20 protein-coding genes are annotated in these 23,175 nt (G+C 71.1%); 4 read left to right on the plus strand and 16 right to left on the minus strand.

The features are described 5' to 3' along the window. The first annotated feature begins 4 nt into the window (after nucleotides 1-4). Nucleotides 5-865: an isoprenyl transferase gene (locus H7827_RS21235; RefSeq protein ID WP_200367216.1), complete on the plus strand. Its 861-nt coding sequence runs from the start codon at nucleotides 5-7 to the stop codon at nucleotides 863-865. On the opposite strand, the gene H7827_RS21240 is transcribed toward H7827_RS21235, so the two are convergent. From H7827_RS21240 to H7827_RS21280, 9 genes are all read right to left on the minus strand, one after another. After that, nucleotides 855-2,423, minus strand: coding sequence for a serine/threonine protein kinase (locus H7827_RS21240; RefSeq protein ID WP_432746951.1), 1,569 nt, complete (start codon nucleotides 2,421-2,423; stop codon nucleotides 855-857). The two genes, H7827_RS21235 and H7827_RS21240, sit on opposite strands and share 11 nt — an antisense overlap. 53 nt (nucleotides 2,424-2,476) lie before the next feature. Further along, a complete protein-coding gene (locus H7827_RS21245) occupies nucleotides 2,477-3,481 on the minus strand; it encodes a hypothetical protein (RefSeq protein WP_432746952.1) in 1,005 nt (334 codons plus the stop codon). After that, the gene (locus tag H7827_RS21250; protein WP_432746953.1) at nucleotides 3,478-5,430 is read right to left on the minus strand and encodes a hypothetical protein; all 1,953 of its coding nucleotides are present in this window, start codon (nucleotides 5,428-5,430) and stop codon (nucleotides 3,478-3,480) included. Before H7827_RS21250 ends, H7827_RS21245 begins: the two co-directional genes overlap by 4 nt. Continuing rightward, nucleotides 5,427-6,212, minus strand: a complete 786-nt coding sequence (locus H7827_RS21255) for a toll/interleukin-1 receptor domain-containing protein (protein ID WP_432746954.1) — start codon at nucleotides 6,210-6,212, stop codon at nucleotides 5,427-5,429. Before H7827_RS21255 ends, H7827_RS21250 begins: the two co-directional genes overlap by 4 nt. Before the next feature lie 55 nt (nucleotides 6,213-6,267). Then, on the minus strand, nucleotides 6,268-7,497 hold the full coding sequence (locus H7827_RS21260; RefSeq protein WP_432746955.1) for a helix-turn-helix domain-containing protein: 1,230 nt from the start codon (nucleotides 7,495-7,497) through the stop codon (nucleotides 6,268-6,270). 42 nt (nucleotides 7,498-7,539) lie between these two features. Further along, entirely contained in the window at nucleotides 7,540-7,974 is a 435-nt protein-coding gene (locus H7827_RS21265; RefSeq protein WP_400009648.1) for a Fur family transcriptional regulator, read from the minus strand. Between the two features lie 64 nt (nucleotides 7,975-8,038). Beyond that, nucleotides 8,039-8,911, minus strand: a complete 873-nt coding sequence (locus H7827_RS21270) for a metal ABC transporter permease (protein ID WP_432746956.1) — start codon at nucleotides 8,909-8,911, stop codon at nucleotides 8,039-8,041. Continuing rightward, on the minus strand, nucleotides 8,911-9,621 hold the full coding sequence (locus tag H7827_RS21275) for a metal ABC transporter ATP-binding protein (RefSeq protein ID WP_030725891.1): 711 nt from the start codon (nucleotides 9,619-9,621) through the stop codon (nucleotides 8,911-8,913). The genes H7827_RS21270 and H7827_RS21275 overlap by 1 nt, the downstream gene beginning before the upstream one ends. A 23-nt stretch (nucleotides 9,622-9,644) precedes the next feature. Then, entirely contained in the window at nucleotides 9,645-10,658 is a 1,014-nt protein-coding gene (locus H7827_RS21280; RefSeq protein ID WP_432746957.1) for a metal ABC transporter substrate-binding protein, read from the minus strand. A 173-nt stretch (nucleotides 10,659-10,831) separates the two neighbouring features. Between H7827_RS21280 and H7827_RS21285 the strand changes: the two genes are divergently transcribed. After that, a complete protein-coding gene (locus H7827_RS21285; protein ID WP_030725899.1) occupies nucleotides 10,832-12,214 on the plus strand; it encodes a glycine--tRNA ligase in 1,383 nt (460 codons plus the stop codon). Nucleotides 12,215-12,292: 78 nt separating this feature from the next. On the opposite strand, the gene H7827_RS21290 is transcribed toward H7827_RS21285, so the two are convergent. The 3 genes from H7827_RS21290 to H7827_RS21300 form a co-directional block, all read right to left on the minus strand. Further along, nucleotides 12,293-12,883, minus strand: coding sequence for a Uma2 family endonuclease (locus H7827_RS21290; RefSeq protein ID WP_386538319.1), 591 nt, complete (start codon nucleotides 12,881-12,883; stop codon nucleotides 12,293-12,295). 95 nt (nucleotides 12,884-12,978) lie between these two features. Continuing rightward, on the minus strand, nucleotides 12,979-13,566 hold the full coding sequence (locus H7827_RS21295) for a TetR/AcrR family transcriptional regulator (protein ID WP_432746958.1): 588 nt from the start codon (nucleotides 13,564-13,566) through the stop codon (nucleotides 12,979-12,981). Between the two features lie 54 nt (nucleotides 13,567-13,620). Next, nucleotides 13,621-14,658, minus strand: a complete 1,038-nt coding sequence (locus H7827_RS21300) for an aldo/keto reductase (RefSeq protein WP_432746959.1) — start codon at nucleotides 14,656-14,658, stop codon at nucleotides 13,621-13,623. Nucleotides 14,659-14,797: 139 nt separating this feature from the next. Here H7827_RS21300 and dusB point away from each other — a divergent pair, with 139 nt between their 5' ends. After that, a complete protein-coding gene (dusB, locus tag H7827_RS21305; protein ID WP_200367237.1) occupies nucleotides 14,798-15,937 on the plus strand; it encodes a tRNA dihydrouridine synthase DusB in 1,140 nt (379 codons plus the stop codon). Nucleotides 15,938-16,045: 108 nt separating this feature from the next. On the opposite strand, the gene H7827_RS21310 is transcribed toward dusB, so the two are convergent. From H7827_RS21310 to H7827_RS21325, 4 genes are all read right to left on the minus strand, one after another. Then, entirely contained in the window at nucleotides 16,046-17,272 is a 1,227-nt protein-coding gene (locus H7827_RS21310; RefSeq protein WP_432748019.1) for a Cmx/CmrA family chloramphenicol efflux MFS transporter, read from the minus strand. Nucleotides 17,273-17,572: 300 nt separating this feature from the next. Then, nucleotides 17,573-18,079 carry a tetratricopeptide repeat protein gene (locus H7827_RS21315; protein WP_200367239.1) on the minus strand — a complete coding sequence of 169 codons (507 nt, stop codon included), beginning with the start codon at nucleotides 18,077-18,079 and terminating at the stop codon, nucleotides 17,573-17,575. Nucleotides 18,080-18,113: 34 nt separating this feature from the next. After that, nucleotides 18,114-20,081 carry an amylo-alpha-1,6-glucosidase gene (locus H7827_RS21320; RefSeq protein WP_432746960.1) on the minus strand — a complete coding sequence of 656 codons (1,968 nt, stop codon included), beginning with the start codon at nucleotides 20,079-20,081 and terminating at the stop codon, nucleotides 18,114-18,116. Next, a complete protein-coding gene (locus tag H7827_RS21325) occupies nucleotides 20,044-21,546 on the minus strand; it encodes an MGH1-like glycoside hydrolase domain-containing protein (RefSeq protein ID WP_432746961.1) in 1,503 nt (500 codons plus the stop codon). The genes H7827_RS21320 and H7827_RS21325 overlap by 38 nt, the downstream gene beginning before the upstream one ends. Before the next feature lie 153 nt (nucleotides 21,547-21,699). On the opposite strand from H7827_RS21325, the gene H7827_RS21330 reads away from it, so the two are divergent. Further along, the gene (locus tag H7827_RS21330; protein WP_432746962.1) at nucleotides 21,700-23,061 is read left to right on the plus strand and encodes an ROK family transcriptional regulator; all 1,362 of its coding nucleotides are present in this window, start codon (nucleotides 21,700-21,702) and stop codon (nucleotides 23,059-23,061) included. Nucleotides 23,062-23,175: the final 114 nt, after the last annotated feature.

Genomic DNA, 23,175 nt, shown 5'->3' on the forward strand with positions numbered 1-23,175 from the left:
CCCTATGGCCGCCGTCCAGCGCCGGTTTCTGTCCCGGCAGCACCGTGAGTACCGGACGCCCGATCCCCACCCCTCCGGCGCCCAGCCGCCGAAACTGCCGGGCGAGCTGATCCCGCGGCACGTGGCGATCGTCATGGACGGCAACGGCCGGTGGGCGAAGGACCGCGGACTGCCGCGCACCGAGGGCCACAAGATCGGCGAATCCGTCGTCCTCGACGTCGTCAAGGGCTGCCTGGAGCTGGGCGTCAAGAACCTCTCCCTGTACGCCTTCTCCACCGAGAACTGGAAGCGCTCCCCCGAGGAGATCCGCTTCCTGATGGCCTTCAACCGCGACGTGATCGACCGCCGCACCGAGGAACTCCACGCGCTGGGCGTGCGCATCCGGTGGGCGGGGCGCGAGCCGCGGCTGTGGAAGTCGGTGGTGACCAAGCTCAAGGCGGCGGAGGAGCGGACCCGCGACAACGACGCCATGACGCTGTACATGTGCGTCAACTACGGCGGCCGGGCGGAGATCGCGGACGCGGCGGCCCGGCTGGCGCAGGACGTGGCCTCGGGCCGGCTCGACCCGCAGAAGGTCACCGAGAAGACGGTGGCGCGGTACATGTACCACGCCGACATGCCGGACGTGGACCTGTTCGTGCGGCCCTCGGGCGAACAGCGCACCTCCAACTACCTCATCTGGCAGAGCGCTTACGCGGAGATGGTGTTCCAGGACATCCTGTGGCCCGACTTCGACCGGCGCGCGCTGTGGGCGGCGTGCGTGGAGTACGCGTCGCGCGACCGCCGCTTCGGCGGGGCGCTGCCCAACGAGGTGCTGCTGGCCCAGGAGGCGCAGGCGGCGGCACAGCGCGAGGTCAGCGGCTGAGGACCGGATCGCCGACGGCGAAGACCCAGTCGGAACAGTACGACTCGGGGAGCGCCTCGATCTCCAGGCGCAGGACGTCTGTCACGTCGAGGGTGTAGGAGTCGGCGTCGCCCAGCGTGAGGGTCTCGCTCACCAGCGGCTCGCCGTCGGCGCGCACGGTGAACCGCACCGACTCCTCCACGGACGCGTCGTGGAGCCCGGCGGTGAACTCCAGGGAGGTCCACGAGCGGCCCAGGTTGTAGGAGACCGGGCCCTCCAGGACGCAGCTGCTGAAGGTGAGGGAGTCCTGGTACTCCCTGCCGTCGATGTGCGCGGGCTCCCGCATGATCCCGTAGGGCATCTCCACCGGTTCGAGCTCGACCAGCGGGCTGATGGGCGGCGCCTCGCCCCCCTCGCCCTCGTCCCAGATCTCACCCAGGCCCAGATCCTCTCCGCCCTCGCCGACCGTCTCGGTGACGGTCTCGGTGACCGTGGCGGCCGGCCCCGCCCCGGCGCCCGCTCCGTCGCCCCCGCCGCCCAGCAGATAGCCGCCCACCCCGCCCAGCGCGATCGCCGCCACGGCTGCCGCCGCCAGCAGTGGCTCGCGCACCGTCCTGCGGCGCGGGGCGGTCGCAGGGGGCAGCGGGGGCGGAGTGGGTACGGAGGGGGAGGCCGCCGCGCCGCTGGTCCGCAGCGCGACCAGGCGTACCTCCCGTACCCACTCGGCCAGCGTGTGCGGCCGGCGCTCCGGGCGCGGCGCGAACAGGGTGAGAAGCCGGTCCAGCCGCTCCTGCGGCAACGCCCCCAGCCGTGGCAGCGCGCCGAACGCGTCCCGCAGCTCCTCGGCGGTGCCGGGCGGGGACTGCGCGCTGAGCAGAAAGTACGCGAGCGCGCCGAAGGCGTACCGGTCGGCAGCAGGTGAGCGCTTGCCCTCGTACACCTCGGGCGCCGCGAACCCCGGGGTCAGCCACGGCTCGGTGGTCTGATGCTCGGTGGCGAGCTTGCTCAGCCCGAAGTCCACCAGCGTCGCCTGGCCGTCGGCGTTCACCATCACATTGCCCGGCGACAGATCCCCGTGGATGACGGTCCGGCCCGAGGGGGTCGCGGCGCCCGAGTGCAGCCAGTCGAGCACCTCGGCGAGCTGCTCCAGGACGCGCAGGACGGCGCGGCGCTCGGCCGGAAACTCCAGGTGCGGGGTCAACTCCTCGCGCCAGTCCCGCAGATCGAGCCCGTCGACATGGTTCATCACCAGGCACAGGGTCCGCCCGCTGGTCTCCTCCGCCCGGCCCGCCGGATGCGGCGGCGGCCCCTCGAAGTGCTCCCTGACCCCGACCACCCCCACGCGGTGCGCGAACCGCAGCAGCTCGGCCTGCTCGTTCCACTTGGCGCTGATCTGCGCGAACCGCTGCTGGGGGACGGTGCGGCGCATGTCCAGCACCTTGACGACCACGGGCTCGGTGCCGCCGGACAGCTCGATCTCGGCGAGATACAGCACCGCCTCGCCGCCCCGCCCGATGGACCGCACCAGCCGGTACCGGTCGGCCGCCCCCTGCGGCCCCACGAACAGACTCCCCGCCACGCTGCCCCGACCTCCCCCGAAACCAAGGGCACTCAGGGTACGCGCCCGGAGCGTCAGTCGTCAGGCCCTTCCCCGGGCGCGAACGCCCGCCGGATCTCCTCGGCGGCTGCGGGGCGGCCCGAGTTTTCCAGGATTTTGATGATCCGATCGATGAACAGGGTGTTGTCCACGGAGATGTCCGCGTGGCGCATCAGATCGACCAGCGCCTCCACGACCGTCCGTTCCGACTCGGTGAGAGGGGCGTCCTGCACCGGTTCCGAGGGGTTCGGCGGGTAGGTGGAGGCATGGGGGAGCTCCTGGTTGTTGGCCGCCGCCGACAGCAGGGTGAACAGACCGATGAGATCCACCGTTTCGTGCAGCTTGCTCTCGTCCCTCGCGAGCCACCACACGAGGGCGCTGCCGGGATCCTTCAGCACGTCGTCCCCCAGATAAGCGCGTTTGTTCCGTTCGTGGTTGCGCTCGTGCTCCCAGACATCCTCGTCCTTGCGGATCACGGCCAGTTTCTCCAGCCGCTCCCGGTCCGTCTCAGGGAGTGCGAGGCGCACATCACGGGCCATGGCCATCACTCTGCGCCGGTCGTCGGGGGCGGTGAGGCCCAGTTCGCCACTGAGCAGATGCTCGGTGAGGGAACACTGCGACGGGTGCTCGTACTGCGTGATCACCCGGGCGCGAGAGAGAACTGCTCTCGCGGCGAGAGATCCTCCGTCCAGTGGTGCGTCGTCCTCTGTCTCCATCTCGTACCAGCGAACCGTGGCCGAGAACTCGAAGTGATAGTCCGGAGTGCAGCTCGGAAGAGCGACACGGTGAATGCGGTGCTCCCTGTACTGCGGTCCGGCGGGAGTCGGCTCCGCCTCGGATGCCAAGAAGTAGGGATCGTCCGGCGGCGGCATCGGGTGCTCCCTCGTGGGGACCATGGTGGCCGCCGACGTGCTCAGCGCGGTGATACCGAGGACGGCCCAGCACCAAGGGGGCCAGCCCAAGCCGATACCGACGATGAGAAAGGCCAGGATCGACAGCACTGTGAGGTAGCCGAGCAGAGTTTTGTGGTTCGCAGTCATCCGCTGTACTCCTTCTCCCTGTCCTGCACCACATCGATCGTGTCGAGAAGCAGCGAGACCGTTGTCAGCCGCTGTTCGCGTTCTTCCACGGACGTGTACGACCAGGCTCGGGCCACCGCGTACAACTCCGCGACGCTGTCCTGTCTGTCACTCACCGCCCGCACCAGTACATCCAGCAGGAGTTCTGGGTGGTGACCCGCAGCGCAGGCTCCGAGCCACTGATGAACCGGTCCCAGCCACAGTTCGCGCGGTTCGTCCAGGAGGACCGTGCGCCAGCAGGTTCCGAGGTCGAGGCGCACGTCCGCGCGACCTATCAGCTCCTCATCGGATCCAATGGCGTAGGGGTCGGAGAAGTCCAGGAAGAGCCGGAGATCTGCATCGCGGTACTCTGCGCCGGCGCGGGCAAGTCGTCGCAGCAACCGGCGCCGCTGCCCGCTGTCGCCAATGACCTGACCGCGGAGCGTTTCAAAGGCGACACGCTTCCCGGCCGAGTCCTCGCGGCGTGCCAGATGGTGCAGGCGGACAAGAGCCTCATTCGGGCGGCTTGGCGCGAGAACGTCGGCGCACACCTTGGCAACGACCGTGCGTCGGCTGTCACCGAGCTGGCTCTGTTTCGCCCAGTTGTACAGGGTGCCTCGGAACCGGAGGGCGTACGGTTCGCTGCGCAATCCCCGCTCGAGAGCGTTCGCTGCCCCTGCCATCAGCTCACTGGGCTGGCCGGGCTCCGTCCAACTGCTCGCCAGTTCCTCCAAGTCCTGAGGCCGTCCGGTACGCAGACACTGTTCCGCGAAGCGTGCGACGAAAGCGGCACGTTCGTCCGGGGCCAGGGGAATCTCTTTGCACAGACGGTCCGCCCACTCACGGAAACCGTCGCGCAGAGCAGGTCTGTTGGTCCAGAAGTGGCGGCGCACCGCCTGGTCGTAGGCGAGTCGTGGGAAATGAACCCTGCCTTCCCCGTCGGTTTCGGCATCGATGGAGGTCAGCATTTGGGACAGGTCATCCCGTTCGAGTACCGGAATGTCTTCCCCGTCGGGCTGACGCATCACGTCGAGCAGTATGCGAGTGCCTGTCAGCACCGCTTCCCCCGGTGCGCCGGTGAGCATCGCGGCCGACAGGAGCATGGCTCGTTGCCACGCCAGGCGGTGGCGGGTGATGCGGCTCGTGACATCGCGCGTCCAGGGACGCAGGGCGCTCAGCGCGTGGTCACACCACGTCGTGAAGGATTCGGCCGGTGTCTCGTGACGTGCGGACAGGATCAGCGTGGCCAACTCGGCGAGCGCACGAGCCGGAGCCTCGTTGAGCCACGCCGTGAGGGGAGGGTGCTGAAAGGCTTTCCGCCCGAGCACGAGGCCGTCGGCTCGCAAGTGGCGTTGCAGGAGGTTGATGCCGTCGGGGCGGCCGAGTGAGGTGTGGAACGGCCTCAGCTCCGAAGGAGTAAATTCGGGGTCCGCCGGCAGGATGACCACCAGCCGGGCATCCAGATCACGGATAGCGGCGTGGTAGGACGCCAGCCTGCGCCGAATGGCTGCGAGAGACGCGGAGTCGGAGCGGCTCAGGTCGAGCAGAAGGTGGTCACCCCGCTCCACGGTGTCAGGAACGAGGACCGGGACCCCGGGGCCGTCGGGGGTGTCCGCAAGTTCAATGATAGTGCGCCGGGAACGATGATGCGGCCGCAGCAGCATCATTGCGGCGCTCTTTCGCCCAGCTCCTTCGGAGGCACTGAGAAGGACGATTCCGTGCTCCGTCAGAAGGCGGTGGGCGACGCCCCAGCCGGCCGGGGTGGAGAATCGCCGGGCGAGCCAGCGGAGATAGTCCTGCCCGATGAATCGTGGATCGCGTTTGGTCCCCAGCAGGTCTTCCTGCAGCATGGTGAAAACGACCTGGGGGCCGGATCCTGTGTTCACCGCGCCGGCGGCCCCGTTGAAAATGTTCTGGAGCGGGTCGTTCACCGAGCGTCGTCCGTGTCACTCGGCTCGGATCGGAAGAATTGCTGTCGGGCATCCCGCACGTCACCTGAGAACTGGGTGACGTGTTGCGGGCCATTTCCGGTGTTGACCACACCATTGGGCTGAGTGAAGAGGGCCCCCACGCCACCGTTGTAAGTGGCCCCCGTGTCCCCGATGCGTACGTTTCCGGGGAGGTTGTTCATCTGATAGGCGGTGCCACTGTTGTCGCCCATGGTTTGCGATGTCGCGATCTTTTCATCCGGGCCTTTCGTGTCCGCCTCGCCGGCCTGGTCCGCATCATGTTCCGCGAGTTCCGGCACCGCCTTGATCAGTTCCTCACCGATGCGATGCAGATCAGTGGGAGCAGATCGGTGATCGAAAGTCACGTATTGATGCTCAGTGACGAACGCCAACTCCTGCGGGACTTCGGACTTCTTGGGCCATGGAGTGTTCTTGCCGATCAGCACGGGAATCACCGGGATGCCGTATTCGTGGGCCTCCACGATCTCCCGGCGAGTCCAGTCATGCGGGTCGTCCAGCGCGAGCCCGCCGTCTGCTCCCCGGAAACCTGCCCATGCATGTCCGATGACTGCGAGCAGAACCTGGCAGCGGCGAATGGCATCAGGAAGTCGATGGGTGTAGTTCTCGCCGCTGTCGATGGACTGGTTGTCGAAGAAAACACGATCGTTCCCGAACCGGCGAGCTAGCTCCTGCCGGATCATAGCGGCAGCCATTTCTCCATCGCCGGTACGATAGTTGACGAAGATCTCCGGGGAAGCGGGCATGCTTGAGACACCTCTCTGAGAAAGTGATGAATGAGGCGAGGCGCGGTGGGCGCGCTCAGACCATCGGTCGCAGGGACGCCGCCATGCGAGGGGAAAGCTCCCGGACCATGCCGTGCGTACGGAAGCGATTCAGCTCGCTGTTGAGCCGGTACAGATCGGTTCTGATCGTGGCTGAGCTCACCACATCGACCGATCGGAGCAGCGAGTCGGCTACCGCACACGCCTCGTCGATATCTCCGGCCGTGGCATGGGCAAGGGCCTGGCGCATCCCATACCGCGCCCGTGCTCGCATCGCGTCGGCGGGGAGACGGTTCACTTCACGACCCAAGCGAGCAGCGGCTTCGGCGGGTCGACCGAGGTCGTACAGGCACCAGCCCTCCGCCATCGCTGTCGGATCGCTGACATGGGAAGTCCCGATAACGGGTGCCGAGTCTCCCGTCGTAGCGCGGTCGAGCAAGTCACGCGACCTGTCCAGGGCACGTCCGCACAAGACTTCCTGCCCTGCCAGGGCATGCCCCTGAGCCTCCTGCACTGCGGCGAGGCCGCGGATGCGGTAGGAGGTGTTCTTGTCCTGCGCCGCGCGCGCCAGGGTGATGGTCCCCTCCGCATCGCCCGCGTACATCGTGACAAGCGCCCTGCGCAGTACGGCGTAGTGCGTCAGGTCGTGATCACCGCCCGAAGAGGCAAGACCGGCCGCCTCGGCGGTCCATTTCATGGCGGAGACGTCGTCACCGCCTTCCTGTGCCATCCAGCCCGCGAACTCGGCATATCGCGAGGCGAGCAGCAGCAAGTGGGTGCGTACCGGGTCCCCGGCCTTCGACGCGAGCCCCGTCAGGGTGTGGGTTTGCGCGGTCAGCGCAGGCAGCACGGCGTGTGGTCCGGCGACCTGGCCGATCCGACGGAATTGATCGAAGAGGGAGCGGAAGAAGGCCAGTGAGACGCCCTCCTCCTTGCTGGCGGCCGACGCTGCCTGATTCCCGGGAAGGGAACTCAAAAGCACCGAGGCGGCGCCCACCGTCACGACCTTCCGGCGAGGCGTGTCGGCGGATGAGGAGGAGAGAGACGCCAACCTGCCGTTTGCGCCCAGAGCAGCGTCGCACAGGCGGGCCAACTGGGGAGGCGGCTGCTTGGTGCCGCGTTCGATCTTGCTCAGGTGACCCTTGCTGTAGTGGATCTTCTGAGCGAGCTGGCCGAGGCTCAGCCCGGCCAGGCCCCGTAACCTTCGCAGTTCCGCGCCGAAGCGCGGATGGACTTCTTGAGTAGTGCGCCCGTGGCTCTCAGTCACAAGGAAAAGCGTGCGGCACCGTGCCAGGCGCTCACAAGATGGTCAGGGGTGTTTCCCGTTTCCTCTTGCCGCCGCCGTGCACTCGTCGCAGGTGCCGAAGATCTCCACCGTGTGGCCGACGTCCGTGAAGCCGTGGTCGCGGGCGACCGCCTCGGCCCATTTCTCCACGGCCGGGCCCTCCACCTCGACGGCCTTGCCGCACAGCCGGCACACCAGGTGGTGATGGTGGTCGTCGGTGCTGCACCGGCGGTAGACGGCCTCGCCGTCGCTGGTGCGCAGGACGTCGACCTCGCCGGCGTCCGCCAGCGACTGAAGGGTCCGGTAGACGGTGGTCAGGCCGACCGAGTCGCCGCGGTGTTTGAGCATGTCGTGCAGTTCCTGCGCGCTGCGGAACTCGTCCACCTCGGCCAGTGCCGCCGCCACCGCCGCGCGCTGGCGGGTCGACCGGCCACGGACCGGCGGTCCTGGCGTGTCCACGTCTACCACTGCTCCCTGCTGATGCTGCCGCGTCCCTGTGTGCGCCCCAAGGGTAGCGGCTCCGCTACGACGGGGCCGCCAGCGCCTTCTCGCCGGCCGGTGACGGCTGGGCGGAACGCCGGGCACGGTGTCTGGCCAGCGGCAGGGCGAGCAGCGACACCACGGCGAACAGGCCGAGCGCGATCAGGACGATCGTCGCGCCGGGGGGCACGTCCGCGTGGTACGAGGTCACCGTCCCCGAGATGGAGACCAGCACGCCCAGCGCCATCGACAGGCCCAGCGTCGCCGCGAAGCCCCGGGTGACCGCCTGGGCGGTCACCACCGGGATGACCATCAGCGCGCTCACCAGCAGCAGTCCCACCACCCGCATCGCGACCGTCACCGTGGCCGCCGCGGTCACCGCCAGCAGCAGGTTCAGGGCCCGTACCGGCAGGCCGGTGACGCGGGCGAACTCCTCGTCCTGGCAGACCGCGAACAGCTGGCGGCGCAGCGTGAAGGTGATCAGCAGGATGAACGCCGACAGGACGCAGATGGCCGTGATGTCCTGCGGGGAGACGGTGGTGATCGAGCCCCAGAGGTAGCTGGTCAGGTTGGCGGTCGAGCCACCGGGCGCCAGGTTGATGATCATCACACCGCCCGCCATGCCGCCGTAGAACAGCATCGCCAGCGCGATGTCCCCGCGCGCCCGCCCCGAGGAGCGCAGCAGCTCCATGGCCACCGCGCCGACCGAGGAGACCAGCACCGCCATCCACACCGGGTTGGTCTGGAGCAGGAACCCCAGCGCCACCCCGGTCAGCGCCACGTGGCCGATGCCGTCGCCCATCAGGGCCTGCCTGCGCTGCACGAGGAAGATCCCCACCGCGGGCGCGGCCACCCCGATCAGCAGCGCGGCCAGCAGGGCGCGCTGCATGAAGGCGTAGTCGAGGAGTTCCAGCATCACAGGATTCCCGTCTCCAGCTCGTGGGGGTGGCAGGCGTTCGTGGCCTCCACCAGGCCCGCCGACAGCGACACCGAGCGGGTGATCAGGGGCTCCAGCGGGCCCAGCTCGTGCAGCACCACCAGGGTGGACACGCCCTGTGCCAGCTGGCTGCGCAGCGTGTCCGCCAGGATCCGCTGGCTGGCCAGGTCCACCCCGGCCAGCGGCTCGTCCATGATCAGCAGCTCCGGCTCACCGGCCAGCGCCCGCGCGATGAGCACCCGCTGGTGCTGGCCGCCGGAGAGCGACTCCACCGGGTCCCGCGCCCGGTCCGCCAGGCCCACCAGTTCCAGCGCCCGCTCCACGGCGGCCCGGTCGGCGCGTCCCAGGGGCCGCAGCCGGCGCCGCGCCAGGCGGCCGGCGGACACCACTTCCCGTACGGTCGCGGGCACTCCGCCGGCCGCGGTCGAACGCTGCGGCACGTACCCGACCCGCCGCCAGTCGCGGAAGCGGCGCACCGGCGTGCCGAACAGCGTCAGCTCGCCGCCGCTGACCGGCACCTGGCCGACCGCCGCCCGTACCGCGGTGGACTTGCCCGAGCCGTTCGCGCCGAGCAGGGCCACCACCTCGCCGCGGCCCACGGTCAGGTCGACGCCGCGCAGCACGGGGCGACCGCCCAGCTCGGCGTGCACGTCGCGCAGGGTCAGCGGTATGGCGGAGTCGGATTCCATCCGGGTCTCTTCCCTTCGGTCGTCTAGGAGGAGGCGCCCAGTGCCTGGCGCAGCGCTTCCAGATTGGCGCGCATGACCTCCAGGTAGTCAGCGCCGGCGGACCGGTCGGTGATTCCCTCCAGCGGGTCCAGGACGGCGGTGGCCAGGCCGAGGTCGTCGGCGAGGGTGCGCGCGGTGGCGTCGCTGGCGAGGGTCTCGAAGAAGACGGTGGAGACGTTCTCCTGCTGGGCGACCTCGTGCAGGTCGCGCAGCCGGGCCGCGCTGGGCTCCGACTCGGGGTCCAGGCCGGCGATGGCCTCCTCGTGCAGCCCGTAGCGCTCGGCGAGGTAGCCGAAGGCGGCGTGGGTGGTGATGAAGGTCCTGGTGTCGGTGTCGGCGAGGCCGGCGGTGAACTCCTCGTCGAGGGCGGTCAGGTCGGCGACCAGCGCCTCGGTGTTGGCCTCGTAGTCGGCGGCGTTGTCCGGGTCGGCCTCGGCCAGCGCCGTACCGACGCCCTGGGCGACCTCGGCGTACTTCACGGGGTCGAGCCAGATGTGCGGGTCCTCGGCGCCGTGGTCGTGACCGTGGTCGTGGCCGTCGTCGTCCGCGTGATCGTGGTCGTCGTGGTCCTCGTCGTGGGCGTGGTCCTCGTCCGTGCTGTGGGCCTCCAGGGAGGTGTACGAGGTGGCCTCGGCGATGTGGGTCACGCCGGACTGGGCGATGGCCTCGTCGACGGCCGGCTGGAGTCCCTTGAGGTAGACGATCACGTCGGCCTCGGTCAGCCGGGCGGTCTCCTTGGGGGAGAGGTCGAGGTCGTGCGGCTCGACGCCGGGCTTGGTGAGCGTGCTGACCGAGACGTGCTCGCCGCCGATCCGCTCGGCCAGGAATTCCATCGGGTAGAACGACGCCACGACGTCCAGCGTGCCGTCCGCGCTGCCGCCGCCACCTCCGCCGTCCGCGTCGGATCCGCAGGCGGTCAGGGCCAGCATCCCCAGGGCTGCCGCACCGGCGGCGAGGGTGCGGGCGGGGGATATCCGGGGGCGGCGTCGTCTGCTCATGACAGCCATTTTCAAGTGAGATGGAAACCATTGTCAAACGTTCGGGAGGGTATGTGACCGGTACCTCCCGATACCCCGGATACCCGCCCGTGATCCGGCCATCACGATTTGCTGATGGGCCCTCGTACGCCGGTAATCTGGGGCCACTCCATCGTCGTCCTGAAGAGAGCACCGTGGCCGCCGACAAGATCGACACTATCGTCAGCCTCAGCAAGCGCCGTGGCTTTGTCTACCCGTGCAGTGAGATTTACGGGGGGCAGCGCGCCGCCTGGGACTACGGTCCGCTGGGCGTGGAGCTGAAGGAGAACATCAAGCGCCAGTGGTGGCGCTCGATGGTCACCTCGCGCGACGACGTGGTCGGAATCGACTCCTCCGTCATCCTGGCCACCGAGGTGTGGGAAGCGTCCGGTCACGTCGCCACCTTCTCCGACCCGCTGACCGAGTGCACCTCCTGCCACAAGCGCTACCGCGCGGACCACCTGGAGGAGGCGTACGAGGCCAAGCACGGGCACCTCCCCACCGGTGGCCTGAACGACCTCAACTGCCCCAACTGTGGCAACAAGGGCACTTTCACCGAGCCCAAGCAGTTCTCCGGGCTGCTCTCCACCCACCTCGGCCCGACTCAGGACTCGGGCTCGGTGGCGTACCTGCGCCCGGAGACCGCCCAGGGCATCTTCACCAACTTCGCCTCCGTGCAGCAGACCTCGCGGCGCAAGCCGCCGTTCGGCATCGCCCAGATGGGCAAGTCGTTCCGCAACGAGATCACGCCCGGCAACTTCATCTTCCGCACCCGCGAGTTCGAGCAGATGGAGATGGAGTTCTTCGTCAAGCCCGGCGAGGACGAGCAGTGGCAGATCTACTGGATGGAGCAGCGCTGGAACTGGTACCGCGGCCTCGGTATGCGCGAGGAGAACATGCGCTGGTACGAGCACCCCAAGGAGAAGCTGTCGCACTACTCCAAGCGCACCGCCGACATCGAGTACCGCTTCAACTTCGGCGGCTCGGAATTCGGTGAGCTGGAGGGCGTGGCCAACCGCACGGACTACGACCTGAGCGCGCACTCCAAGGCGTCGGGCCAGGACCTGAGCTACTTCGACCAGGAGGCCGGCGAGCGCTGGACCCCCTACGTCATCGAGCCGGCCGCCGGTGTCGGCCGGGCGATGCTGGCGTTCATGCTCGACGCCTATGTCGAGGACGAGGCGCCCAACGCCAAGGGCAAGCTGGAGAAGCGCGTCGTGATGCGCTTCGACCCGCGCCTGGCCCCGGTGAAGGTCGCGGTGCTGCCGCTGTCCCGCAACCCGCAGCTGTCCCCGAAGGCGAAGGGGCTGGCCACCGCGCTGCGCCAGCACTGGAACATCGAGTTCGACGACGCGGGCGCCATCGGCCGCCGCTATCGCCGCCAGGACGAGATCGGTACGCCGTTCTGCGTCACCGTCGACTTCGACACCCTGGAGGACAACGCGGTGACCGTGCGCGAGCGCGACACCATGAAGCAGGAGCGGGTCTCGCTGGACCAGATCGAGTCCTACCTGGCGAGCCGTCTGATCGGCTGCTGAGCCGGTCGCAGCCGCGAGAGCGCACCGTGGCCCGGTCCCCGTCACCGTACGGGGGCCGGGCCACGGCCGTGTTGCCGGTCAGGCCTTCCAGCCGGAGGTGTCCAACGGGCAGTCGAACGGCTCCGGAAGGGTTACCGTCGGGCCGAACAGCACGGTGTTCTGCTGTTGGTAGCCCTGCGGGGACGGTGCCGTGTACACCGTGAGGCTGCCCTTCTGCATGTCCACGAGGAGATAGACCGGGATGCCCGCCACCCCGTAGCACTCGACTTTGTCGTACCGGTCCACGTCCGCGGTGGACGCCGAGCTCAGTTCGGCGACGAGGGACAGGGCGTGGCCGGGCAGTCGCGAGCTCCTGATCCGGGTGGCCTCGGCATCCGCCACGTGAAGGACGGGGCCGAAAGCGCGACTCATCCCGGGAAAGACGTAGAGGCACGGGGCCAGGCTCACCCGATGGCCCTCGGGCAGATGCGGCCGGAGCTGTTCCACCAGGGAATCCACGATGTCCAGGTAGTAACCCTGCGACCATGGCGACATGATGATCTTTCCCCCGGTGATCTCAGCCCGGTACCCCTCGGGTACCTCCATTTCTTCCAGCGTCTGACACAGCACGTCGAACAGTGACGGTGCCGGGGGCTGCATCGGCGTCGGTCGCTCTATCACCGTCGTCATGATGCGCCCCTTCGGACAGTCGGGCCAGTAACCACACAAAGTGTAGGGGTGGCTACTGACAGCGCTCTTCCGTTCGCCCGGGCCGCCCTGTCCGCTCAGGCCCGCAGGCCGCGGATCACCAGGGCGCTGACCGCCTCGAAGGATTCCTGGACGTCGGGCGCGGACCACTCGGCGGCGTGCGAGGGCTTGTGGAAGGAGGCCGTGGCCCGGAAGACGGCCCGGGCCGTGGTGGGGGCGTCCGGGGGCCCGGCGGCGAACTCCCCCGAGGCGCGGCCCGCTTCGATGATCGCGGTGAGCTGGCCGACGAGCTCGGCTATGTGCCGGGAGACCGTCTCGCGCTGCTCCTGGGCCAGCACCTGGTAGGTCGCGAAGAGTTCCGGGTCCTCCACGGCCTTGCGCCGCTTCGCCGCGAACAGGGCCCGCAGCCACCGCTCCAGGCGGCCGGCGGCCGGTCCCTCGCCGGTGGCGATCGCCGCCAGTTCGCCGGTCGCCCGGTCCAGCCAGCGCCGGGTGACGGCCTCGCGCAGCTCGGCCTTGGTGCGGAAGTGGCGGTAGACCGTGCCGTGGCTGACCCCCAGGGCGCGCGCCACGTCCACCACCGTGGCCTTGGCCGGGCCGTAGCGCCGCAGTACATCCTCGGTGGCCCGCAGGATGTCCTCGGGGGTCAGCGGCTCCGGCGGCATCGGTCCTCGGTTCGTGGTGCTCGGTTCGTGGTGCTGGGATCGGGTCGGGGTCGGTCAGCTCTTCTTCTCGCTGTCCAGGTGGGCCATCTGCTCCGCCGGGTAGCGGTCGCCCGCGGCGGCCCCCGCCGGCACCGCCGCCTCGATGGCGGCCAGATCACCGGCGTCGAGCGTAACGTCCAGCGCGCCCAGGGCCTCACTGAGCCGCTTCCTGGTACGCGAGCCGACCAGCGGCACGATGTCCTCGCCGCGGGCCAGCACCCAGGCGATCGCGAGCTGGGCCACGGAGGCGCCACGCTCGTCGGCGATCGCCCGCAGGGTCTCCACCAGGCCGAGGTTGTGGCGCAGGTTGTCGCCCTGGAAGCGCGGGCTCGCGGTCCGGAAGTCACGGGCGTCCAGCGTGCGGTCCGGCTGCCAGTGGCCGCTGATCAGGCCGCGCGAGAGTACCCCGTACGCCGTGATGCCGATGCCCAGTTCCCGGCAGACCGGCAGGATCTCCTCCTCGATGCCGCGCGAGATCAGCGAGTACTCGATCTGGAGGTCGCTGATGGGCGCGGTCGCGGCGGCGCGGCGGATGGTGTCGGCGCCGACCTCGGAGAGACCGATGTGCCGTACGTGTCCGGCGCGGACGAGGTCGGCGATGGCGCCGACCGTCTCCTCGATGGGCACGTCCGGGTCGACGCGGGCGATGCGGTAGATGTCGATGTGGTCGGTGCCCAGGCGCTGGAGGGAGTAGGCGGCGAAGTTCTGCACGGCGGCGGGCCGGCCGTCGTACCCGAGGAAGCCGCCCTCCACGCTGCGCAGGGCCCCGAACTTGACGCTGATCAGGGCGCGGTCGCGCAGGTCGGCGGAGAGCCCGCGCAGCGCCTCGCCGATCAGCATCTCGTTGTGGCCCATGCCGTAGAAGTCGCCGGTGTCCAGCAGGGTGATGCCGGCTTCCAGGGCGGTGTGCAGGGTGGCGACGGACTCCTCGCGGTCGGCGGCCCCGTAGAGGGCGGACATGCCCATGCAGCCGAGGCCGAGGGCGGAGACCGGTACGCCGGGGGAGGTGCCGAGAGTGCGGGTGGGTACGGCCGGGGGAGGTGTGGCTGTCATGGGCCGAGCGTGACACATGGAATGACAGATTTCAAAATCTGTCATTCCATGTGTCGGAGGTGGGGGTCATCGACCGGTGCCCCGGGGCCCGCCCACCCGCCGCGGCGGAGCAGCCGGACGCGTACGGGACAATGGGGGGATGACCGCACCGCCCCTCCAGATCGGACCGCACACCGTCGACCCGCCCGTGGTGCTCGCCCCCATGGCCGGGATCACCAACGCGCCGTTCCGCACCCTGTGCCGGGAGTTCTCCGGGGGCCGGGGCCTGTTCGTCAGCGAGATGATCACCACCCGGGCGCTGGTCGAGCGCAACGAGAAGACCATGCAGCTCGTCCACTTCGACGCCGCCGAGAAGCCGCGCTCCATCCAGCTGTACGGCGTGGACCCGGTCACCGTCGGGCGGGCCGTGCGCATGATCGCCGACGAGGATCTCGCCGACCACATCGACCTGAACTTCGGCTGCCCCGTCCCCAAGGTGACCCGGCGCGGCGGCGGCTCCGCCCTCCCGTACAAGCGGCCGCTGCTGCGCGCCATCCTGCGGGAGGCCGTACGGCACGCGGGGGCGCTGCCGGTGACGATGAAGATGCGCAAGGGCATCGACGACGACCACCTGACCTACCTGGACGCGGGACGGATCGCCGTCGAGGAGGGCGTGACGTCCATCGCCCTGCACGGCAGGACCGCCGCGCAGCACTACGGCGGGCAGGCAGACTGGTCGGCCATCGCCCGGCTGAAGGAGGCCGTGCCCGAGATCCCGGTGCTCGGCAACGGCGACATCTGGACCGCCGACGACGCGGTACGGATGATGCGCGAGACCGGCTGCGACGGGGTGGTCGTGGGGCGCGGCTGTCTGGGCCGCCCCTGGCTGTTCGGCGATCTGGTGGCCGCCTTCGACGGGCGCGGGCCACAGGCGTACGCGCGGCCCTCGCTCGCCGAGGTCGCCGAGGTGATGGTGCGGCACGCCCGGCTGCTGGGGGAGTGGCTGGGCGACGAGGCGCGCGGCGTCATCGACTTCCGCAAGCATGTCGCCTGGTACACCAAGGGCTTCTCGGTCGGCTCGGAGGCCCGGCGCCGGCTGGCGGTGGCCGGCTCCCTGGACGAGCTGGCCACCTTGCTGAACGAGCTGGACCTGACCCAGGAGTGGCCCGCGGGGGCGGACGGCCCCCGGGGCCGCACCTCGGGCCGCAACAAGGTGGCGCTGCCCGACGGCTGGCTGGGCGACCCCTACGACTGCGCGGGGGTGGCGGCCGACGCCGAACTTGACACCTCGGGCGGGTAGCCGCGGCTCACCGCCGCCTCGCCCGGCCCGGTCCGGGCGAGGCGGCCGGGGAAGCACGGCGCGTTGACGCCGTACCGGGGTGCGGCAGTGCCCCCGGCCGCCCGGACGTTACGCCTCGGGCACGGCCCGGGCCTCAGGCGCCGGGGCCGCCGGCGTCGGTGTGCTGCCCGTGCGGGCCCGGGCCGCCGCCGCGCCGGCGGCGGTCAGCAGGGCCGCCGCCACCAGCGCCGCGCTCACCCACAGCGGCGTACGCAGGCCCAGCCCGGCCGCGATCACCACCCCGCCCAGCCAGGGGCCCGCCGCCGCGCCGATGTTCAGGCAGGCGGTCGCGAAACTGCCCGCCAGGGTCGGCGCACCGGCCGCCGCGTACAGCACCTGCGAGATCAGAGTGCTGCCCACCGCGAAGGACAGCGTGCCCAGGACCGGCACCAGGACGAGCACCGCCACCGGGTGCGCGGCGCTCAGCGCGAACACCGCCCAGCCGGCCGCCAGCGCCACCCCGCCCCCGGCGAGCAGCGGCACGGGGCGTGTGTCGGCGAACCGGCCGCCGATCCGCACCCCCAGGAACGACCCGATCCCGAACAGCGCCAGCAGCCCCGGCACCGCACCGGCGCCCAGCCCGGCGACCTCCGTGATCACCGGTGCCAGAAAGGTGAACGAGCAGAACGTCGCCCCGTTGACCAGCGCGCCCAGCAGCAGCATCACCAGCAGCCGGGGCGCGCGCAGCACCCGCAGCTCGGCCCGCGCGTCGAGCGGTGGTCCATCGGCGGCGGTGCTCCCCGCGCCCTTCGGGGCGCCCGGTACGGACGTCAGCACGGCGACGATCGCCGGCAGCGTCACCAGCGCGACCGCCCAGAACGCCGCCCGCCAGCCCCACAGCTGGCCGAGCAGCGCCCCGCCGGGCACCCCGGCCACGCAGGCGAGCGTGGTGCCGCCGAGCAGGACGGACAGCGCCCGGCCCTTGGCGTCGGCCGGGACGAGCGCGGTGGCGGTGGTCAGCCCGACCGCCATGAACCCGGCGTTCGCCAGCGCCCCGGCGACCCGGGTGGCCAGCAGGACGGCGAAGCTGCCGGTCAGCGCGCCGATGACATGGACGAGGACGAAGACGGCGAGGAACGCGGCGAGTGTCGCGCGGGGCGGCAGACGCCGGCAGAGCAGCGCCATCAGCGGGGCGCCGACCGCCATGCCGACGGCGAAGGCGGAGGTCAGCAGCCCCGCGTCGGAGAGGGAGACGCCGAGATCGGCCGCGATGTCCGGCACCAGGCCGGCCAGCATGAACTCGGAGGTGCCCTGGGCGAAGACCGCCAGCGCGAGGAGGTGGACGGCGGGCGGCATGGGGTCCCTGGGGTGGCCAGGCATGAGAAGGCTCCGTGAGTGATCGGTGGATACCGGTGGGGAACACGGCACCGGTCGATCGGGTGCGGCACGGAAGGAGCGTCGATCAGCACGACGGAAGCGGGCCCGCGCAGACGCACGAACGCGCAGACACGAACACGCGAACGCGCGGACAGCGGGGAGCACGGCACAGCACGGAGCGTGCCGGAACAGGTGATCCGTCGAGGAGGGCTCGGCCGGCGCCACCGGATGACCGGTGGCTAGCTTCTGGACGCCTCGGGACTCGACATGCCGGTCAGGCTAGCAGCCTTCCTTCTCCAGGTCGTCCAGATATCCGGTCACCGAGGCGCGGTAGCGGCGCAGGTGCGGGGTGAGGGTGCGCAGCGCCAGCAGCGCCGCCTCCCGGTCCCGGCCCAGGTCGAGCAGGGCGAGCGCGGCGAACGTGTTGATCTCGTCCGTCAGCACCCCGTGCCCCGCCGCGCGTTCGGCGGCCAGCAGCGCCGCGCCCTCCTCGGCCCGGCCCAGATTGCGCAGCGTGCTGGCGTACTGGATGGCCGCCTGGACGCGCAGTTCCCCGGTGAGGCCCGCGGCGAAGGCCTGCTCGTAGAGTCCGGCCGCCGCTTCCTCGCTGTCGGTGGCGTCGTGGGCGGAGGCCAGCTCGAACAAGGCGCGGGCCTCGCCGGGCCGCTCGGCGGCCAGCGCGGCCATCCGTGCGCGGAAGGCGGCCGGTTCGAGGTCCTCGCAGGCGTCCCACAGGGCCGCCAGCCGCTCGTCCCAGCCGCCCTCGCGCGTGTCGTCGGTGCTCATGGAACCCGACTCTCGCACGGCGCGGACCCGGCCGTCACCCGGTTTGTGCGGCCGCGGCCGGCTCGCGTACGGGCGGCGTCGCCGCGCCGACCGCCGTGCGCAGCGCCAGGGGTGCCGCCGCCGACCACGCCTGCGGCGAGCAGGCGTGCGGGTAGGGCACCGGGCCGAGCCGGTCCTCGCGGTCGTACCCGGCGATCACCTCGGCCAGCCGCCACCCGCTGCGCGCCGCCACGTCCACGATCGCGCCGGCCACCGTACGGGCCTGCTCGTGCAGCCCGTACCGGGCCAGGCCGAGCGCGGCGATGGCGTTGTCGTGCGGCCACACGCCGCCGCGGTGGTAGGACAGCGGGTGGTACGCGCCCTGGCCGGCGGCCACGGTGCGGATGCCCCAGCCGGAGAAGAAGTCGGGGGACAGCAGCCGGCGGGCGACGGCCTCGGCCCGGTCCTGGTCGAGGATGCCGGACCACAGCAGGTGGCCCGCGTCCGAGCCCAGGGCGTCCGCGCGGCGGCCGATGCCGTCCAGCGCGAGGGCGGGGAAGCGGTCGGCGGGCAGCCAGAAGTCGTTGAGAAAACGGTTCCGCAGCTGGTCGGCCCGCTCCTGGAGCCCGTCCGCGTAGCCTGCGTCGCCCCACACCGTACGGGCCAGGCGCGCGGTACGGGTCAGCGCGTCGAACGCGTATCCCTGGGCGGTGGCCGCGCTGATCACGCCCTTGGCGGGGGAACCGTCCGTGAAGCAGATCGCGCGGGCCGAATCCTTCCAGCTCTGGTTGGCGAGCCCGCCCTCGTCGGCCCGGTAGCGCAGGTAGCCGTGCTCCTCCAGGCCGCCGTCCGTCAGCATCCAGCGCACCGCGGCACGGGCGTGCGGCTCCAGGCGGCGGGCCAGCTCCGGGCCGTGTGCCTCGGTATACGCGTCGAGCAGCACCAGGAAGAGCGGGGTGCTGTCGACCGAGCCGTAGTAGCGGTCGTAGGGCACCTGCCGGAAGTGGGCCAGCTCGCCGTGGCGCACCTCGTGGACGATCTTGCCCGGCTGCGCGATGCGCGCCGGGTCGGCCTCGCGGGCCTGGGCGGCGGCGAGCGCCAGCAGCGTGCCCCGGGCCAGCTCCGGGCGGTCGCGGAGGGCGAAGAGGGAGGTGATCAGGGCGTGCCGCCCCAGCAGGGTCAGGAACCACGGCACCCCGGCGGCCGGTACGTGAACCGTTTCGCCCTCCGGTCCGGTGGCGGCCATCCGCAGCCCGTCGAGGTCGGCGAGCCCGCGCTCGCAGGCCCGGTCCAGCTCCGGCCAGCCGGACGGGGCCACGCCGCGCGGTGCGCCGTCCTCCGGCGCCGCCGGCTGCGGGACGACGGCGGCGGGCACCGGCTCCGGCGCCACGTGCGGATGGGCGGTGACCCGCAGCAGCAGCTCCGCGGTGCCGTGCGGCGGGAGCCGCAGCACCCAGCACAGCCGTCGCGCGCCGCTGCCGGTCTCCTCGACGGCGTCGGGGGCCGGTTCGGTGGTGACCACCGTGCGGGCCTCCCAGTCGCGCCGCCGGTAGCCGAACTCGACGCCGTCCGGCAGCGCCTGACGGGTGCGCACCGCGTGCGGCTTCTCGTACCAGCGGTGATCGGAGCGCAGCTCGAACTGGTCCGCGAAGTCGGCGTCCACGGTGAGCGCGAGTAAGACGGTGGATTCCTCGCCCCGGTTGCTGCGCAGCCGCAGCCGCTCGGTCAGGGCGGCGGTGGAGACGGTCTGCTGCCGGAAGACGGTGTGGGCCGGCGCCTCCGCCCGGCTGCCCGGTCGGGTCACCACGGTGGTGGCGGTGGCGGTGAGCTCGTCGGAGGCGGGGACCAGGACGGTCGGGGTGCTGCCGTCGATCGTCAGCTGCCAGCGGCTGAGATGCCGGGCGTCCCGCGCGAACAGGCCGTCCGGCCAGGCACCGCGTTCGCCGGTGATGTCCCCCGAGGGGCCCACCGCCGCGAAGGTCCCGTCATGGACGAGCTGTTTGTGGTGCGTGGTGGTGGTCACGAAGCCCCCCTGCGGCCTGTGGCTCGGAATGTTCGGTTGATGTGGTGGTGGCAGTGCTGGTGGAGCCGATGGAGCCGTTCGTGCCGGTGGCGCCGGTGGCCAGGCTGTCGGTGGCGCCCTGGGCCAGCAGATCGATGGTGAGCGCGGCCGTCCAGCCGAAGTCGCGGCTGCCGCGGGCCGCGCCCGTGTACGGGTCCACGTACTCGGTGAAGTCCGACGCGACGGCGGCCCGCAGCATGGCGGCGCGCAGCGCGGCGGCGCGGCGCGGCTGCCCGTACCTGCGCAGCCCGCGTTCCAGCAGCCAGTTGACGTTGAACCAGGCCGGGCCGCGCCAGTAGCGGCTGGCGTCGAAGGCGGCGCCGGTCAGCGCGTAGCTGGGCGCCATGGCGGTGATGTCGCCGAGGCCGAAGTGCGGCCCGGTGAGGGTGTCGATCAGCGCCCGGGCGACCGGGGCGGGCAGCCCCGGCACGATCAGCGGGATCAGCCCGGCCGCGCTGCGTTCGCGCACCCGTGACCCGGCGCGTACGTCGAAGCTGAAGAACTGCCCGGCGTCCTCGTCCCACAGCCGCTCGCGCAGCGCCGCGGTGCACTCCTCGGCGCGCACCAGGTGGGCGGAGGAGTCCTCGCCGATCTCCATCGCGATCTCGGCGAGCGCGTGCTCGGAGGCGATGAGCAGGGCGTTGAAGGCCGGGTCCTCGACGGCGAAGGGGTGCGGGGCGAGATCGTCGCGGTAGCCGTGGTCGCGGTAGTCGAGAGCGAGCCGTACGTACTTGCGGTAGTCGAGATCCGTCGGCCGGTCGCAGGGCGCGCCGTGGGCGAGGTCGGCGCGGGTGAAGGAGCCGGGGGCGGCGGGTGGGACGGCGGCCAGCGGCTGGTCCCAGCTGGGGCTGTTGTCCATGCCGGATTCCCACGGATGGACGATCGAGGCCAGGCCGTGCCCGCCGAGGTCGCGGCGCTCGGTGAGGTAGCGCTGCCATGCGGCCAGCTTGGGGTACACGCGCACGAGGAACCCGCGCCGCTGCGAGGTGTCGGGGTCGGCCTGGTGCACCAGCCAGGCGGCGAGCGCGTGGATGGGCGGCTGGACGATGCCGGAGGTCTCGGGGGCGGTCGGTGCGCCGGCTCCCGCGCCGCGCCCCGCGGTGGTGCTGCGCCAGAAGTCCGGGCTGGGGAAGTAGGCGGCGAGGGGCACCTCGGGGTGGAACACGATGTGCGGGATGCGGCCGTCCCCCCACTGGGCGGCGAGCAGGGTTTCCAGCTCCTGCTGGGCGCGCAGCGGGGACAGGTGCCGCTGGCCGATGGCGATGAAGCCGGAGTCCCAGCTCCACTGGTGCGGGTAGAGGCTGTGCGAGGGGATGGTGGAGGAGCCGGTCCAGTTGTCGAGGAGTACGTGGCAGGCACCGTCGTAGGCGCTGATCGCGTCGGGGGTGAGGGGGTGGAGGGTGCTGGTCTGTTCGGCTCGTTCCACGTGAACTCCGGAAGCAGGTTCGGGGCCACCGTTTTTGTCGATGACACCGTAGAGTTACGTCTACTTAACACGCAAAAGTAGCGCTGTAATATCTCCATCACAAGATGAAGTGGCGAACGTCATCAGATCGCGACCGGAGATGGACCGGTGCCCATGAACCAGCCCAAGCCCATGAACCAGGCGAGCGCCGGGCATCTGCTCCGGTTGATCCGCCGGGGGCAGGCGGGTACCCGGGGAGAATTGCAGCGGGTGACGGGACTGTCACGGTCCACCGTCTCCGCCCGCCTCGATCAGCTGTTCCGGGCCGGCTGGGTGCGCGAGCACGCCGGTGATCCGGTGGCGGATCCGACCGGCGGGCGCCCGGCGGTCCGACTGGAGTTCGACGGGTCGCACGCGGTGGTCCTGGTTGCCGACCTGGAGACGCGGAACGCCCGCGTGGCCGTGCTGGACCTGAGCGGCGAGGTGCTCGCCGAGCACGCGGGGCGGCTGCTGATCGACGACGGGCCCGCGGTGGTCCTCGACCGGCTCGGGGCCTGGTTCGCGGAGCTGCTGACGAAGGCCGGCGCCGGCATGGAGAAGGTGTGCGGGGTCGGGCTCTCGGTGCCCGGGCCGGTGGACTTCGCCTCGGGGGAGATCGTCCAGCCGCCGATGATGCCCGGGTGGGACGGCTTCCCGGTGCGCGAGGCCCTGCGCGCGGCGCTGCTGCGCCACGCGGGTGGCGGCGCGGCCGGGGGCGAGGGCGGGCTGCCCGTCCTGATAGAGAACGACGCCAATGTGATGGCGTACGCCGAGCAGCGCCTGGGATTCCCGGACTGCTCGGCGTTTCTGCTGGTCAAGGTGTCCACCGGGATCGGCGCCGGGGTGGTGGTCGACGGTGAGATGTACCGGGGCATCGACGGCGGTGCCGGGGACATCGGGCACATCCGGCTGAGCGGGTTCCCGGACGCGCTGTGCCGGTGCGGTTCGTACGGCTGTCTGGCGGCGGTGGCCAGTGGCCGGGCGCTGGCGGAGCAGCTCACGGCGGCCGGGGTGCCGACGGCCTCGGGGTCCGGGGTGCGCGACCAGCTGGCGATCGGGCAGCCGGACGCGGTGCGGCTGGCGCGGGCGGCCGGGCGGCAGGTCGGGGAGGTGCTGGCCACCGTCGTGACGCTGCTGAATCCCGGGGTGCTGGTGATCGCCGGGGATCTGGCCGGGCCGCCGTTCCTGACCGGGGTGCGGGAGCTGCTGTATCAGCGGGCGATGCCGCGGACCACGGCGGAACTCCAGGTGGTGACGGGGCGGCTGGGGGACCACGCGGGTCTGGCGGGGGCGGGCGCGATGGTGGTGGAGTATCTGTACGCGCCGGACCGTGCGGACGCGCGGCTGGCGGCCCGGGCGGAAGTGCGGGGCGCGTCGGCCGCACCGGAGGTACCGGCTGCACCGGAGGCGCCGGACGTACGGGAGTCGCCGCACGCGCAGGGCCTGCCGGCCGTGCCGTCGGGACCCGCCGCACCGCCGTTCGTTCCGGGCCGCTGACCGGTCGTTGACCGAACGCCCGGCCGGTGACGGCAGCGTTCCTCTGCTCCTCTTTACCTAATCTTTCCCCTTCTCTCCGGGGTTCTTTGCGCTGCTTGCAGGCATATATCCAGC

This window comes from Streptomyces sp. JH002 (assembly GCF_050916115.1).
GTDB classification, from domain to species: Bacteria; Actinomycetota; Actinomycetes; order Streptomycetales; family Streptomycetaceae; genus Streptomyces; species Streptomyces xiamenensis.